The following is a 15,584-nucleotide window of genomic DNA, read 5'->3' as shown; positions in this document are numbered from 1 at the left end:
TTACTCACCTTCGCCAAAATAATTATTAATTAGATTAGACAAGGCCTCATTCATTTGCACTTCATCAGGGCCCTCTATTTCCATAATGAGTTCACTCCCTTTATTGGCTGCAAGCATCATGACCCCCATAATGCTTTTTCCATTAACGGTTTGTGAATTGCTGGTTACATCAATTTGGCTTTGGAATCTTGCTGCAGTAGAAACAAATTTTGCCGAAGCTCGCGCATGTAAGCCCAACTTATTAATTATTTTAATCTTAGTTTTAATCATAGTGCCCGCAATGTACCACGAATTAAGCAATAAGTGTAGCTGTGTTCAGTAAAGTGGAATCTAGAATAACCAGAGGTTTCTAATCGCTGCGTTTAAGGCAACTGAGATTAGTGGCTGTTTATATTTTACTCTCTTGGCCAAAATGTCTTGATTTTGCGAGAAATCAACTGCTCAGTATATGGGTTTCGATACTCACTAATTAGGGCATTTTGGCTCAAGCTAGCAAATGTAAACTACCTCTATTTCTTAATCATGGTGTTTATGGTTTTTTTCTTTATTTTTGCTCAGTTGACGCTCCAGTTTGTCAATCAAAGCATCAATTGCAGCATATAAATCTTCAGATTCTGAAGTTGCATGCAGTTCACCTTTGTTTATATGAACAGTTGCTTCAGCAATTTGGCGTAGTTTTTCTACATTAAATACTACATTAATGGATTTGATTTGATCAAAGTGACGCTCCAGCTTACCGAATTTTTCTTCGGTAAATGCTCTGAGTGCAGGAGTAACATCAATATGATGTCCAGTGATGTTAATTAGCATAAAAAAATCTCCTAGTTACATAGAACCATGATGAAATCATGATCCTTAATTAATTACAAATATTTTCGTTCATTAGATGGAGCAATTCCCATTGCTTCACGATATTTTGCTACGGTTCGTCTTGCTACTTTGATACCCTGTTCTTCCAATAATTGGGTAATTTTACTGTCACTTAATGGTTTTTTTCTATTCTCTGCGGAAATTAATTTTTTTATCACAGCCCGTATCGCTGTAGAAGAGCATTCATCTCCAGCTTTGGTGTTGACATGGCTTGAGAAAAAGTATTTAAGTTCAAATACTCCGCGAGGGGTATGGATAAATTTTTGCGTGGTGACACGAGAAATTGTTGATTCATGCATATCGAGAGCTGAAGCAACGTCATTGAGAATCAATGGTTTCATTGCTTCTTCACCATATTCGAGAAATCCTTGCTGGTACTCCATGATGCATATGGCTACTTTAAGCAGAGTTTCCTGACGGCTTTGGATACTTTTTAAAAACCAACGAGCTTCTTGCAGGTTATTTTTCAAAAACTGATTGTCTGCACTATTATCAGCTCGCTGAATTAAAGATGCGTATTGGTTATTAATACTTAAATTCGGGAGTACACTTTGATTGAGTCGCACTTTCCATTTATTATTAACTTTTGTAACTGTTAAATCTGGAATAATGTATTCAGTAATGTCTTCATGAATTAAATTACCAGGCTTCGGGTTTAATCCTTGAATTGTTTTCAAAATTTCATCAACCGTTTTTTCAGAAATCTGATGATTTTTCATTAATTGTTTATAGTTATGTTGAGCCAGCAATTCGATGTCTTTAGCAATAATCTTTTTAGCCAGTGCTAAATATTCAACATTCAACGGAAGTTGTTCTAGTTGGACAAGTAGCGTTTCAGCCAGATTTATAGAGGCGCAGCCTACGGGATCAAATAATTGCAAGCGATGACGTACCGCTTCGATTTCATCCAAATCCAGTGGATGCGCGTCGCTGGTAAGACTTGCATGCAATTCCATAAGGCTCATAGTTAGAAATCCATCGCTATTCACCGCATCAATGATAGCTGTTGCGATCGCCCGATCCACATCACTCATAGGAGAAAGTTCCAGCTGCCATCTTAGATGATCCTGCAAGTTGGTCGTTGTGCAATGTAAGTTGTCGAAATTATAATCATTATCTTCAAATGCAGTGCGTTTACTTGGACTTTGGTAGAGTTCAGACCATTGAAAGTCATAAGACTCATCATTATCTTGTTGTTTTACTTCATTAGATTCAAATCCTTCTTTATCTTCGTTTGGCGTTGCTTCAAGCATTGGATTTGATTCAACGATGAGTTGGATTTCTTGCTGTAAATCGAACGTGGATAATTGTAACAGTCTTATTGCTTGTTGTAATTGCGGTGTTAGTGTTAAATGCTGTCCAATGCTAAGTTGCAATGATGGTTTCATGCAAATCCTCTTTGTATTCATTGCTATTTACTATCAGTTTAAACGATTCGTAAGGATTATCCAGTATCTACTGCGTTAATTTAGAAAATAACCTACGAACAAATGGCATTTTAATAACTGGTTTATAGGGGATTTAGGAACTAATATAGAACAAAGCCTGGTTCATAATTTATTGATTTGCTAGAACCTAACTTACTTGAATTAAAACTTTGTAGGATCGTGGAGAATTGGTTGAGTTAAAAATAAATAAAAGCCCCATAGAATACGGGGCCTAAATCATTATTTAACTTTTTTCTCTTTAAAAAGAACATGCTTACGTACTTTTGGATCGTACATCATAAGCTCCATCTTTTCAGGATGGTTTCTTGGGTTCTTAGTTGTAGTTTTATAGTATCCAGTTCCTGCTGTGGATTCCATTTTCACTTTTATAGTGACGGCTGCCATGGTTTATCCCCTTAGTTATACTTTTTCGCCTTCAGCTCTGAGTCTATCCAGAACTTCTTTAATACCTAATTTGTCTACAATACGCATACCTTTGGTGCTGAGTTTTAATGTGACAAATCGTTTTTCTTCTTCAACCCAGAAACTATGATTCTGAATATTCGGCAGAAAGCGTCTTTTAGTTTTGTTGTTAGCGTGCGACACTTTATGACCAGTCATGGGTCGCTTGCCAGTTACCTGACATACTCTAGACATTGTGTTACTCCAAAATAGGTTTTAGTTTGCTTGTCTTTGTAAAATTCTGGGCAAATAGCCGGATGTGAAATACAAGAGCGGTTTTATATCAAAAAAATGCATTAGTTGCAAGATTTTTGTAAAAACATATAATTCATGCTCTGACAAATAATGAGTGCAATTTATGCAACGTAAGATAAAAAGTTATGTCTTAAGGGCTGGCCGGGTGAGCAATCGGCAGCGCCAAGGATTAGATCTTTGGTTTAAAAATTATGAGCTTTCCGTTGGTGGAAATCCATGGAACTTGGCAGAAGAGTTTCACCGTATTGCAGATACAGTTGTTGAAATAGGTTTTGGTATGGGGGCGTCATTGCTGACGATGGCTCAAAATAATCCAGAACTTAATTATATAGGAATTGAGGTGCATCAGGCTGGCGTGGGTAGCTTGGCTGCAGACCTGCATGAATATCAATTATCTAATGTACGAATTGTTGCTCATGATGCTGTTGAAGTATTCCGCACTCAATTGATGGACAATTCACTTGCCGGCGTACAAATTTTTTTTCCAGATCCTTGGCATAAAAAGCGCCATCATAAAAGACGTTTAATTCAGAAAGAATTTATTCAATTATTGACAAAAAAAATCAAACCAGGAGGGTTCATTCATTGTGCAACGGATTGGCAAAATTATGCAGAACACATGTTAGATGTTTTATCCGCAGAGCCTACTTTGCAAAATACCCAGAAAGAAGGTGGATACTCACCTAGACCCTTGTCGCGACCACTTACAAAATTTGAGCAACGCGGTGAGCGCTTAGGGCATGGGGTTTGGGATTTAATTTTTACTAGAGTCTGTTGACATTTCATTTAATTCTGCCTCTTTCCCCGCGCTGTATGCGCTGTCTCTACACAGAGACACCCTAAAATGTACCTATTTTTAATGTGGCTTTTACTGGATTACGCGCATAAAGCGCGTAACGTATGCTTATGAAGCAATTGGCAACAGAGCCTAAACTGGATGAAAATTCTTGATTGTTTGGAGCCATAATTTTTTGAAGAACTGATGATTTTGTAGAAATTTTAACTATCCTTTTGATCTTCTATTGTCCACTGTGTAATATGAATCCGGATGGAACATTACAAAGGACGTAATATGGAATTTATCACTGAAATAAATGCAGCTATAAAATCAGGATTAGAAGGATTTAAAAAATTCATTAACCAAAAGCTGCAAATAGATCCCAATTATCTTGAGCATCCGTTTTGGATGGAAAAAGGTGCTCAAGTAACCGTGTTGAATTATTTAATTCAACAACATCAGAAAAAAAAAGAAGATTCTGTTGATAAGAAGATGCCTTTTGATCTAACAGAATTTATTGATGTGGTCCTAGGAAGGATTCAGAATAAAAATATTGGCCAGCCTTTGCACCAAGCAATTGCTGCCGGTAAGATACAGTTAGCTCTTCATCTTTTGAAGACTAATGTTTTTGATGTTAATCAACGAGATGAAGAGGGGCGTACCTTATTGTCTTTGGCTTTGCCTTCTAAAAACCGCCAATTATTGATAGAAATCTTAGCCTCTAAACCTGATGTTAATGCGACAACATACCTTACAGAAGCACGCATTTCTTCCCAGCCCTTGCATCAAGCCATAATGCTGGACTTTACTTCAGGGGTAGTCAATTTGGTAAGAAATGGCGCGGATGTGACAAATCCTGTGGGGGCGGCGAAAGATACCCCAGTGCTATTGGCAGCCCGAAAAGGCAAGATTAAGGCACTTGAAGCTTTATTAGAGGAGGCTCCGGCAGCAAAGCTGAAGCTTGAAGCGGAAAATATTAAATTTTCTGACGGAAATAAAAAAGGTGATAATGCAATTGAAGCCCTTTGCAAACAGTTGAACCTTAATCGGAACAATAAAGATTTGCTGCGGGGAGTTGCCATGTTGCTTTGTCGTGGTGCTGAACCTCCGCGAAGTGAAGCACTGTGTCAATTATTGGCAGATAAACGTAGTGATTTGCTCAAAGAAATCGATCGTTATATGGATACTCGACCCGAATTGGTTGATCCTTTTGTGAGCCGATGTCATTTAACTGACAGTGCATTACATAAAATAATCTATATCGATCATTCGTGGGGAAGTACCTTATGGCAGCTGTTGGGTAGGCCTAGCGATGCAGCTTTTGCGATAGAAAGGTTAGTCACCCGCAAATACAGCCGACGTCTGGAAGGGAATACTAAATCTTCTATATTGCCAACAGTAGCTGCAGTACCATTAAATGGGGATGAACCTCCATTTAAACTCTATGCAGAATTTGTACGACGTTATAACGAAGCGTACGAGAATCAAAAAATTACCAATCCTTGGAGCACTATGCGTTGGATGATTGCTGGGGGAAAATGTAATTGGGAGACAGTAAAACAATATGCCAGTACCCATCAAGGAACCAGGACGCAGATTATCTATGACGATATGTTTAAGACCTTACCGAAAATGCAGATGCATGAACAAATCGAAAGCTCGGTTGTAGAAGTTGAGGTACAGCATATTCCTAGTGAAAATAAGTTATAATAAACAAATTTTAATGAACAGCAGCATTTTTCTTAGAGATGGAAGCCTCAAGAAGAAATTTAGAGGGAACCATCTCTAAGTAAAGTAATAAATGGATGTCATGTATGCATTGCATTAAAATTAATTATTAATAATAGTCTTAATTTATTTTTTGGGGTTTAGTCATTATGAATATTAGTTTATTCCTTTTAATGATGATTTGTTTTATTGGTATGATTAGTCCAGGACCGGATTTTATACTTGTTACAAAAAACGCTCTTTTTTACCCCAAACGCGAGGCTTTAGCAACGGCCTTTGGTATTGTCACTGGATGTCTTTTTCATGCTACTTATTGTATTTTGGGGTTGGCATTCATTATCACACAAAGCATCGTCCTTTATACAACTATAAAATATGCAGGCGCATGTTATTTAATTTATCTTGGAATAAAAGGTCTAAAATCTAAACAATCAGCAACAATACATCAAGATCTAACCTCCATGAAAAATATAACAACTTCAAAAGCTTATATCGAAGGTGTTTTGTGTAATGCTTTAAATCCAAAGCTGGCAGTTTTTCTTCTCTGCTTGTTTACTCAGTTTGTCTCAATTAATGCATCAGTAGGCGATAAGGCTTTAGTTGCTGGAGTATTTGTTGCTGAGTCCGCTTTGTATTGGCCTTTATTGGTTTTATTCCTGCAATCCAATAAAGTGCGAATGATATTCGCTAATTTTCAAACCGTTTTGAGTCGTTTGTTTGGTGGTTTATTGGTTTATATAGGAATTCGCGTGATGTTGAGCGCGGATTAATAGTTTATGAGAGATAGAATGTTGAAAAAAGCCTTAGGTTTAAAAAAAACAGAATTGGATACCCCGTGCTTATTAATTGATAAAAATATTTTGCAATCCAATTTAGAAGCCATGAGGAACCATTCTATTGAAAAAAAAGTCAATGTCCGGCCGCATTGTAAAACTCATAAGTGTTCTAAACTAGCTCAGTTACAGATTGAATACGGCGCAATAGGTGTTAGTGTTGCTAAAATTTCAGAAGCTGAAGTTCTTATTCAGAATGGAATACCTAACGTCCTGATTACTTCGCCGATTGTTACGAACAATAAGATTTCTAGGCTCATTTCCTGTTTGGAGCAAGCGCCTTCTACTTTAATAGTTGTAGATAATAAAGAAAATATAGTCGCTTTAAATGAGGCTGGCGCACGCCATAAGAAAATGATTCATGTGCTGGTGGATGTGGATCCAGGGATAGGTCGTACTGGGGTTAAACCAGAGTATGCCTTAAATTTTGCTTTGGAAATGAAGCAATTTCCTTGGTTAAACTTGATGGGAATTCAATGTTACGCTGGTAACTTACAACATATATCTTCATTTAATGAACGTAAAATTAAATCATTGCAAACGATGCAAATGGCAAGTGACCTTGTAAAACGCTTTAGAGAACACGGTCTTAATTGCCCCATATTAACAGGAAGTGGAACAGGAACTTATGATATTGATGTTGAGGCGACAGAAGTAACTGAGATTCAACCTGGCTCTTATACGGTTATGGATGTTCAATATACTTCTATTGGTTCCCAAAGTGATGGGGAGCAATTTAATACATTCAAACCGGCAATGACCCTTTTAACTACAGTCATCAGCAATAATAGAGCAGAGCATGTTACTGTAGATGCTGGCACAAAATCCATCTATATCGAGCAATGCAAACCTCAAATTATTAACCATCAGGGCTTGGAATATGATTGGGGGGGATTTGGTGATGAGCATGGTAAAGTTACTGCGGTAAATGGTGCTCAATTACCGGCATATGGTGAGGTTTTAGAACTGATTGTGCCTCATTGCGATCCAACAATTAACCTGTTTGATCAATTTTTTATTACTGAAAATGATGTTGTAGTAGATATTTGGGATATTGATCTCAGAGGGAAATGTCAGTAGCTCCGCAAACGCCTCAAAAGATTTTTGTAATAGAACCAAAATAATATATAACCATCTAATTAAATTTTCTTGCTGAATTAGCCGTATGAAAAAGCATGTTTTATCAAAAATTAAGAATCCAGATCGAGTTAATTATGCCAGGAGAACTTGCTTAAACTTAATATACCCCATAGAATTCTAGTTTTCTTAGAATTTGCCAGGAGAGTAGTACATGGGGTGGAATGAGCCAGATAAAGGCAAAGATCCCTGGAAGGGTAAAAATCAGCCTCCAGATTTAGATGAAGCTCTTAAACGTGTTCATGACAAATTGAAGAAGATTCTATTCGGAGGAGCTGCTAAAATGAGTAATGAGCCTTCCAAAAAATCAAATAGCGGTCTAGTGACTTTAATAGTTGTCTCGAGTGCTTTTATTCTCTGGGTGCTTTCTGGCATTTTTATCGTTGATCCTGCTGAGCAAGCGGTGATTCTTCGTTTTGGCAAATATGTAGAAACTGTGGGATCAGGACCTCATTGGATACCAAGAATTATCTCTTCCAAAATCATTATGAATGTGGATAGAGTGTTGGATTATTCTTATTCCGGACAAATGCTTACTCGGGATGAAAATTTGGTTTCAGTGTCTTTGGCCGTGCAATATCGCATTGGTGATCTGGAGGATTACTTATTTAATGTTGCCAATCCTGAAGAAAGTTTGCAGCAGGCAACCTCAAGTGCTCTAAGGCAAGTAGTTGGAACAACTACTTTAGATCAAATGATTACTGAAGGTCGTGAAGTTTGGGGCAATCAAGTTCAAGATACTTTGATAAAAACATTGGATTTATATAAGACGGGTATTTCGATCGTTAATGTATCACCTCAGCCAGCACGTGCACCAGAGAGTGTACAAGATGCATTTGATGATGCGATTAAGGCGCAAGAGGATGAAAAACGGTTTAAAGAACAAGCCTATGCTTATGCAGCAAAAGTAGTGCCGATCGCCGAAGGGAAGGCAAGCCGTATTAAGCAAGAGGCCGAAGCTTATTCCAAACAGGTTGTATTGAATGCTCAAGGAGAGGTTTCCGAGTTCTTGGCCTTACTGCCTCAATATGTCGCAGCTCCCAATATTACAGCGGAGCGCATGTATTTGGAGACGATGCAAAATGTACTAAGCAAGACCAGTAAGATCATTGTTGATAGCAAATCTGGTAACTTGTTGTATCTACCCCTCGATAAATTATTTGAAAAGCCCTCCGGTTTTCCAACTGTCTCCGCCAAAAATGGTAAAACGGAGAGAGATGAGAGTGGTGAGACAGAGAATTTAGTCGATGATCGTGAGTTTACTAGACCTATTTATCGACAAGGGAGAGATTAACAATGAAAACTACTGCTAGAACCCTTGGCATCCTGATCTTCTTAATACTTTTATTTTTATTGACCAGTGTATTTACGGTAACGGAAGGGCAGCAAGGTATTCTTCTGCGTTTAGGGCGTTTGGTGGATGATAAATTAACTAATAAAGTTAAGGTATTGAACCCTGGTTTGCATTTTAAAATACCGTTTATCGAGAATGTACGCATTTTTGATACTCGTATTCAAACGATGGATATTAAATCGACTCGTATTGTTACCAAGGAAAAAAAGGATGTAATGGTTGATTATTATGTTAAATGGAAGATTACTGATTTAGCCCAGTATTTTAGGTCAACTGGTGGTAGTGAATTTAAAGCAGAAACATTATTAGAACAACAATTAAATACATTATTACGTGCTCAGTTTGGTAAACGCACCATCTCTGAAGTTGTATCGGGCGGTCGTGACGATTTAATGGAGTTGTTGCGAAAAGCGGCTCAAAAGCAAGCAGGCGGATTAGGTATGATTGTGGTTGATGTGCGCATTAAAGGAATAGAGTTACCAGCCAATACTAGCAATGCGATTTATCAACGTATGCGTGCTGATATGCAAAAAATTGCGAATAGACATCGTGCTGATGGTCAAGCGGCTGCTGAGGAAATAAAAGCTAAAGCCGATGCTAATGTCATGGTCTTATTGGCAAAAACTCGCAGTAATGCACAGAAAATAAGAGCAATTGGACAAGCACAAGCGGCATCAATCTATGCAGATGCATACAATAAGAATAAAGATTTCTTTGCTTTATATCGCAGTTTGCTTGCATATGAAGTGAGTTTTAAAAGTAAAAAAGATATTTTGGTATTGGATCAAAGTAGTGCATTTTTTGATTATTTTAAGGAAGCTACACCAAAAAATGATGGTGTACCTGCTAAAAAGTAACTATAATGTTAAGTTTTGATAACTATTCATCCTATAGCAAAATTGTGGAAAACGTCCGAATTTGAGTGCAGGTTGAATAAGAAACATTCTGAAAGAGTACGATGACTTTGTGAGTATTTTTCAGAATGTTTCTTATTTAAGATGTCTCTAATGAGGAAGCGGGTCAGGGAGGAGTAGTTACAAATTTTGTTGAAATTGAGTTCAAATGTTCTCAATTTAGAGCGGCGAATAGCATTTTGCAAATTAAGAGTAGATCATGGGTAAAAACGTTGTTGTTTTAGGAACGCAGTGGGGCGATGAAGGCAAAGGTAAAATTGTCGATTTATTAACTCAAGATGCGCAGGTTGTTGTTCGTTATCAGGGCGGTCATAATGCAGGCCATACCTTAAAAATTAATGGGGTGAAAACTGTTTTACGTCTCATTCCATCAGGTATGCTGCGACCCAATGTAATCTGTTACATTGCAAACGGAGTGGTTCTTTCACCTGATGCACTTTTAAGTGAAATTAAAGAACTAGAACAAAGTGGGGTTGATGTTCGTTCTCGCTTACGCGTTAGCATGGCATGTCCTCTAATTCTCCCATGTCATGTCGCTATGGATAAAGCACGCGAAGCCCATATGGGAAATGCAGCAATTGGTACTACTGGACGTGGTATAGGCCCTGCATATGAAGACAAGGTAGCTCGCCGCGCATTAAAGGTTAGTGATTTATTTCATCCTGAGCGGTTTGAAAAAAAATTATCAGACCTTTTAGATTACTACAATTTTATTTTGACTGAATATTTCAAACAGCCTGCTGTAGCGATGCAACCTATATTAGACTCCGCTTTGCAGTGGGCTGAAGAATTACGCCCTATGGTGTGTGATGTCTCTGCTTGTTTGCATGAACACAGAGAGGAAGGAGATAATATTTTATTTGAAGGTGCCCAAGGGGTCTATCTGGATATCGATCATGGTACTTATCCTTTTGTTACTTCTTCAAACACTTGTGTGGGATCGGTAATTAATGGTGCAGGATTTGGCCCGAGATATATTGACTATGTTTTAGGGATTACCAAAGCTTATACTACGCGTGTTGGCGGTGGTCCTTTCCCGACAGAGCTTTTTGATGATGTAGGCAAGCAGATTGCTGAGCGCGGTCAAGAATTTGGGGCCGTTACTGGAAGACCTAGACGTTGTGGTTGGTTTGATGCGGTTTTGTTAAAACACTCAATTGAGTTGAATAGTATTACAGGATTATGTATCACTAAGCTGGATGTTCTGGATAAAATAGAGGTGTTACGCATCGCAGTTGCTTATAAAGACGAAAAGGGTAATTTAATTTCTCGTCCACCTCAATCAGCGGCTGATTTTCAGGGATTAGAGCCAGTTTACGAAGAAATGCCAGGCTGGGAAGAGTCTACTGCTGATATAACGAATATAAGTGATTTGCCTGCGAATGCACTGGCTTATTTGAAACGCATAGAAAATCTGCTTAATGTCCCCATTGATATATTATCAACAGGTCCAGAACGTGATTCGACGATAATTTTACGCGGTCCGTTTGGAGCTTAATTGTTCCTGGTTATACAAAATTCCAGGCTACAATGATTTTTAGGATGTATTAACAACCCTTATACTTCTCGTATACCGCGACTTGTTCCTGAGAGATGGTCACTTTTTGTGACCATCTCTCAGGAACAAGTCGCGGTGCGTAAAAGGAGGAATGAACTGTCAAAAAACTCCATTTCAGACATAAAAATTTAGATATCTGCAAACTTATTCTCAAAGGTGCGTAGCTTTTGCTCCAATCCCCACTGTAATTGAGCTTTTTCACTTCCTTTTATAAACTGTTGACAGCGTTCGCTTTCTAAATCTTGACAATCTTGAGTCAGTAGCGCTTTATCAGCATCGGACCATATGCTTTTTCCAGGTACGAATGCGTAGGTTAGAGCATTCCTATTAATTTGTTTTAAAGTTTGATAATCCAGACCATGTTTTAATACAGCTTCAACATATTGCTGGCTCAAATTGGTACGTAATATACCTTCATCATCAGTAGATAATACAACTGGAACATGATGTTGAAGATAAAAATTCAAAGGATGATTGCGACCAGAAATCTTTAATATTTTAAAATTGCTGACGAGATTAATCTCTACTGCCCTATGATTCTTCGCCATAAAATTTAAGGTATTTTTCACATTATTTTCATGAGCAATATCTACCCCATGCCCAATTCTTTGCGCCTGACCAGTAAAAAGGGCATCATGAATGTGATAATCCAAATCTTCCGGAGTGACTATCTCCTGGCTTAGTTCGCCGGCATGCAAGGCGATATTGACTTGGGGGTATATCTTATGCAGGTATTGATACATTTGCATTTGTTTGCGAAAGTCACGCAAAGAAATAATACCGTCCTCAGGTTGGACCAAATTAACGCCGACAAGTGTGCCTTTGCTTTTTATGGATTGAGCTACGGCTTCAAAAGCATTAAGTGTTTGAGCAAAGAGATTATCAAAAGATTGCTCTCTAAGTGAATAATATAAAAATTTAACTTTTATTTGGCAGGCTTTTTTTTCCGGATTCGTTTCGCAGCCTATCTCTTGACGTGCTTGTTGCAAAATACGATTTGATTCGACCACTGTATAATTGATATTATTTTGAAAATCCTGATTGGCTAATAAACGCTTTGTTTTTTGGTCAAACGAAGTAGTATCTTTAAGCATATCGCCAAAACTGCTTGAATGGGCGTTATCAGGTAAAATCATTAATTCCATATAGTGTTCATTTTGTTGTGCTGCAGTTTGCAACACCGCGGCAACTAGCTCAGGCTGATGATCTGCAACTATGGCATTGAACTTGTAGAATGAGCTGAAAAAATGATCATGTCCTGATTCTTTTCCTGGTACGAAATCTTTCATCGACCAACTTCTCACAGTATTTGCATAAAGTCCAGGGTGATTAAGCAGATCCTTTGTATCGATTCCATTACAGTCAGAGGTGTTTTTGCTCACTGTCCAATTGACTGTATTCAAGCAATAGTTATCTTTAGATGCCAATTCCAGCATAACTTCAGGGTAAGCACCTCCGGCTAAGTGATAATGTAATTCACCACCTTTAGGCATGCTCTTAAAAAATGCATATAAGGTGTGAGGGTCATTTTTTATTTGATCAAAATAAGATTGAACATTAGCTTGAACAAAAGAGGAAAAGAATAGACCAGCAAGGAGTGATATTGATTTAATATAGTTCATTGTATTCGAAAATATGTCAAATTTGTGGAATTATCGCACAATTATTATTAAATCCCAACCATTGTATTTACATTCTATTCATAGCAAAATGATTTTACTGTTCTTAGGCGCTGTCGCATCAGTTCTCGCCGTAATTGTATTACGCCGATCTAGGGAGCGATAAATTGAGAATAGGGGCATGCAGGAAAAGGGTTCAACAATCATTTGAATGTAAATATCAATATTAAGTCGAATCAATTAGGATGATGAATATGAAATATTTTTTATCAAAGTTTTATACTGTATTAGGTACTTTTTTTCTGTCGCTAATAACAGCAAGTTTTTGTAACGCTGCATCTGAGTTGGGTGATTCTACAAATAAAGCCAAAATGACAATCAATGTTGGTATTTATGCTCCATTTTCTGAAAAATCTGCTTTTATTGGTAGAAATATGTTAGGGGCAATGGAAATTGCACGAGATCAATTAAAGTCCACAGAAATTAATTATGAGTTTTATACGCTGGATAAAATGCCAAATAATGCTAATGCAGCAGAAACCTTGCAAAAATTTATTGATGCACATCACATTAATGTAATTATGACTGAAGGAACCGAGAGTGGTGCTTTAGTTGCACCTTTGGCGAAAAAAAATAAACTCATTCATTTTTGTCTCACTGATGACTCAATAATTGCCGATGGAAAAAATAATTTTCAGGCACAAAGCCCTAATCACAAACAATCTGCTGCATTGACTAAATCAACGAAGCCAGAATTTATCGCGCAATTTAAACAAGAATACCTTAGTCATCCTATCAGTGAAGCAGGGTATGCTTTTGATGTATTCCATCTAATCCATAATAGTGCTTTGCTTGCGATGCAAACCCATTCTGATTTTTCCAGCCAAGCAATCGCAACTCATCTGTTGGCTATTGAGCCTGGAATGGGAGTCATGGGTGCATTTAATATAGGTAAAAATGGTGTTTCATATAAGAAGCAGACGCTTACTGCCTAACTTTAATTGAATGGCTACTGAGTAACTGTTTCTAAAATGACCTGGAGGTAAATCCGAAGGATTGCCGCGGGTTTTACCTTAGTCTTGTGCACATCTGACCTTTCCCCTAGGTTTTCAACTTGTGACGGAGAGACAGGGGTACTCTGTTCTACCCTGTTATAAAAAGAAGAGGAGCCTAAGTGGGTCGAATCCAACCCATTGACTCCTCTTTTTTACGAGTTACTAATTATCTATTAGCTAAAGCCATGCCTTCCAAAACCGTTAAAGCTGCATAGAGTTGATAGTCATTATGCATTAACTCATCCATTTGAGCTTTGAAGTTTTTAGCTTTAGTAATTTCCTTGTTATTTTTATTAATTAAGTGTCCACTGAGATTTGCTTCACTATATCCAGTAGGATCAGCAGGTTTCGCAGCAGTTTTAGGAATTTCTACCTCATTCACTACGATATCAGGGACAATTCCTTGAGCTTGAATTGAAGTTCCTGATGGAGTGTAATACAGCGCGGTAGTTAACTTAATTCCAGTTTTTTCATCCAGCGGTAATACAGTTTGAACTGAGCCTTTACCAAAGCTTGTTGTACCGAGGATAACAGCTCGTTTGTTATCTTTTAGTGCGCCAGCTACAATTTCAGCTGCAGATGCAGAACCGTTATTGATTAATACAACCATTGGGGCGTTATGTAAGACATCTACTCCTTTGGCCAAGGCGGTAAAATCTGAGCCAGGCAAACGTCCTTTGGTTGAAACGATTGTTTCTGGTTTGCCTGATTTATCTTTACCGAGGAAGGCATCAGAAACTTGTATTGCTGAATCAAGTAGTCCTCCTGGGTTGTTGCGTAAATCCAGGATTAGGCCTTTTAAATTTCCACCAGATTGTTGTTTTAGCCTATCAATGGCTTGTAACATGTCTTTTCCAGTTAATGCTTGGAATTGTGTTAAACGAATATAACCATAGCCGGGGGCGATTATTTTACTTTGTACACTTTTAATTTGGATAATTTCTCGAATTAAATCAAAAGTTAGCGCTTTATTAACCCCTTTACGTAATATAGTCAACTGAATTGTGCTTCCAGCTTTACCACGCATCAAATTGACAGCATCCTTAAGTGAAAGACCCTGAACGGATTCTTTTCCCAATTTAATAATGTAGTCTCCAGATTTGATGCCTGCTTTGAAGGCTGGTGTATCAACGAGAGGAGTAACTACTTTAACCACTCCATCCTCCATGGTTACTTCGAGCCCTAAACCGCCAAATTCACCACTAGTTGATGTTTGTAGATCTTTAAACTCTTCTTCATCCAGGTAACTTGAGTGCGGATCAAGTCCCGTGAGCATACCACGAATGGCATTATCAAAGAGTTCTTTATCATCAACAGGTTTGACATAGTATTTTTTAATTTCACCTATAGCATTGGAAAAGCGTTGAACATCTTCTAAAGGAACCGCTTTAGTCGTAGAGCTTGAGGTTGTAGACGTATCTGTGTTAGCCTCATCATCTGCAAAGCCTGTAAGAGGTAACATAAGAGTAAACGCGTATACTATCGCAAGCGTGCATGGATATAGTTTTTTTATCAACATAGCGATCTCCTCAGATGCAAGGCTGCAAAATAAGCCATCTTCTTTTATTATAATTATTGAAATGCAATTAAGGTG

The 15,584-nt window shown here is 37.8% G+C and carries 15 protein-coding genes; 8 read left to right on the top strand and 7 right to left on the bottom strand.

The window, feature by feature from the left end; all coding sequences use genetic code 11:
- The 5 genes from ELY20_RS13005 to rpmB all read right to left on the bottom strand — a co-directional run bounded on the left by ELY20_RS13005 (nucleotide 1) and on the right by rpmB (nucleotide 2,954).
- A complete protein-coding gene (locus ELY20_RS13005; protein WP_110142935.1) occupies nucleotides 1–270 on the bottom strand; it encodes an HPr family phosphocarrier protein in 270 nt (89 codons plus the stop codon).
- 246 nt (nucleotides 271–516) lie between these two features.
- On the bottom strand, nucleotides 517–810 hold the full coding sequence (gene hpf / locus ELY20_RS13000; protein ID WP_110142936.1) for a ribosome hibernation promoting factor: 294 nt from the start codon (nucleotides 808–810) through the stop codon (nucleotides 517–519).
- A gap of 53 nt (nucleotides 811–863) precedes the next feature.
- Nucleotides 864–2,258, bottom strand: coding sequence for an RNA polymerase factor sigma-54 (locus ELY20_RS12995; RefSeq protein WP_110142937.1), 1,395 nt, complete (start codon nucleotides 2,256–2,258; stop codon nucleotides 864–866).
- 279 nt (nucleotides 2,259–2,537) lie between these two features.
- Complete coding sequence (gene rpmG, locus ELY20_RS12990) at nucleotides 2,538–2,702, bottom strand: 50S ribosomal protein L33 (RefSeq protein ID WP_003635328.1); 165 nt, start codon at nucleotides 2,700–2,702, stop codon at nucleotides 2,538–2,540.
- Nucleotides 2,703–2,717: 15 nt separating this feature from the next.
- Nucleotides 2,718–2,954, bottom strand: a complete 237-nt coding sequence (rpmB, locus tag ELY20_RS12985; protein ID WP_110142938.1) for a 50S ribosomal protein L28 — start codon at nucleotides 2,952–2,954, stop codon at nucleotides 2,718–2,720.
- A 163-nt stretch (nucleotides 2,955–3,117) separates the two neighbouring features.
- Here rpmB and trmB point away from each other — a divergent pair, with 163 nt between their 5' ends.
- The 7 genes from trmB to ELY20_RS12950 all read left to right on the top strand — a co-directional run bounded on the left by trmB (nucleotide 3,118) and on the right by ELY20_RS12950 (nucleotide 11,256).
- Nucleotides 3,118–3,792, top strand: coding sequence for a tRNA (guanosine(46)-N7)-methyltransferase TrmB (trmB, locus tag ELY20_RS12980; RefSeq protein ID WP_110142939.1), 675 nt, complete (start codon nucleotides 3,118–3,120; stop codon nucleotides 3,790–3,792).
- A 294-nt stretch (nucleotides 3,793–4,086) separates the two neighbouring features.
- Nucleotides 4,087–5,502, top strand: coding sequence for a Dot/Icm T4SS effector AnkC/LegA12 (gene ankC / locus ELY20_RS12975; RefSeq protein ID WP_110142970.1), 1,416 nt, complete (start codon nucleotides 4,087–4,089; stop codon nucleotides 5,500–5,502).
- A gap of 167 nt (nucleotides 5,503–5,669) precedes the next feature.
- Nucleotides 5,670–6,290, top strand: coding sequence for a LysE family translocator (locus ELY20_RS12970; RefSeq protein ID WP_110142940.1), 621 nt, complete (start codon nucleotides 5,670–5,672; stop codon nucleotides 6,288–6,290).
- An 18-nt stretch (nucleotides 6,291–6,308) separates the two neighbouring features.
- Nucleotides 6,309–7,433, top strand: coding sequence for a DSD1 family PLP-dependent enzyme (locus ELY20_RS12965; protein WP_110142941.1), 1,125 nt, complete (start codon nucleotides 6,309–6,311; stop codon nucleotides 7,431–7,433).
- Nucleotides 7,434–7,644: 211 nt separating this feature from the next.
- Nucleotides 7,645–8,784 carry an FtsH protease activity modulator HflK gene (hflK, locus tag ELY20_RS12960; protein ID WP_110142942.1) on the top strand — a complete coding sequence of 380 codons (1,140 nt, stop codon included), beginning with the start codon at nucleotides 7,645–7,647 and terminating at the stop codon, nucleotides 8,782–8,784.
- A 2-nt stretch (nucleotides 8,785–8,786) separates the two neighbouring features.
- Complete coding sequence (gene hflC / locus ELY20_RS12955; RefSeq protein ID WP_110142943.1) at nucleotides 8,787–9,701, top strand: protease modulator HflC; 915 nt, start codon at nucleotides 8,787–8,789, stop codon at nucleotides 9,699–9,701.
- A 256-nt stretch (nucleotides 9,702–9,957) separates the two neighbouring features.
- Entirely contained in the window at nucleotides 9,958–11,256 is a 1,299-nt protein-coding gene (locus ELY20_RS12950) for an adenylosuccinate synthase (protein WP_110142944.1), read from the top strand.
- Between the two features lie 188 nt (nucleotides 11,257–11,444).
- Here ELY20_RS12950 and ELY20_RS12945 read toward each other — a convergent pair whose 3' ends face one another.
- Nucleotides 11,445–12,938, bottom strand: a complete 1,494-nt coding sequence (locus ELY20_RS12945; RefSeq protein WP_110142945.1) for an adenosine deaminase family protein — start codon at nucleotides 12,936–12,938, stop codon at nucleotides 11,445–11,447.
- Nucleotides 12,939–13,189: 251 nt separating this feature from the next.
- On the opposite strand from ELY20_RS12945, the gene ELY20_RS12940 reads away from it, so the two are divergent.
- Nucleotides 13,190–13,930, top strand: coding sequence for a type 1 periplasmic-binding domain-containing protein (locus ELY20_RS12940; RefSeq protein ID WP_110142946.1), 741 nt, complete (start codon nucleotides 13,190–13,192; stop codon nucleotides 13,928–13,930).
- Between the two features lie 226 nt (nucleotides 13,931–14,156).
- Here ELY20_RS12940 and ELY20_RS12935 read toward each other — a convergent pair whose 3' ends face one another.
- Nucleotides 14,157–15,509 (bottom strand): S41 family peptidase, encoded by a 1,353-nt coding sequence (locus ELY20_RS12935; protein ID WP_110142947.1) that lies wholly within the window; start codon nucleotides 15,507–15,509, stop codon nucleotides 14,157–14,159.
- Nucleotides 15,510–15,584: the final 75 nt, after the last annotated feature.

The organism is Legionella qingyii (genome assembly GCF_003990155.1).
Lineage (GTDB): Bacteria > Pseudomonadota > Gammaproteobacteria > Legionellales > Legionellaceae > Legionella > Legionella qingyii.
Note: the sequence above shows the minus strand (reverse complement) of the source record. Positions and strands in the feature narration are given on the sequence as shown.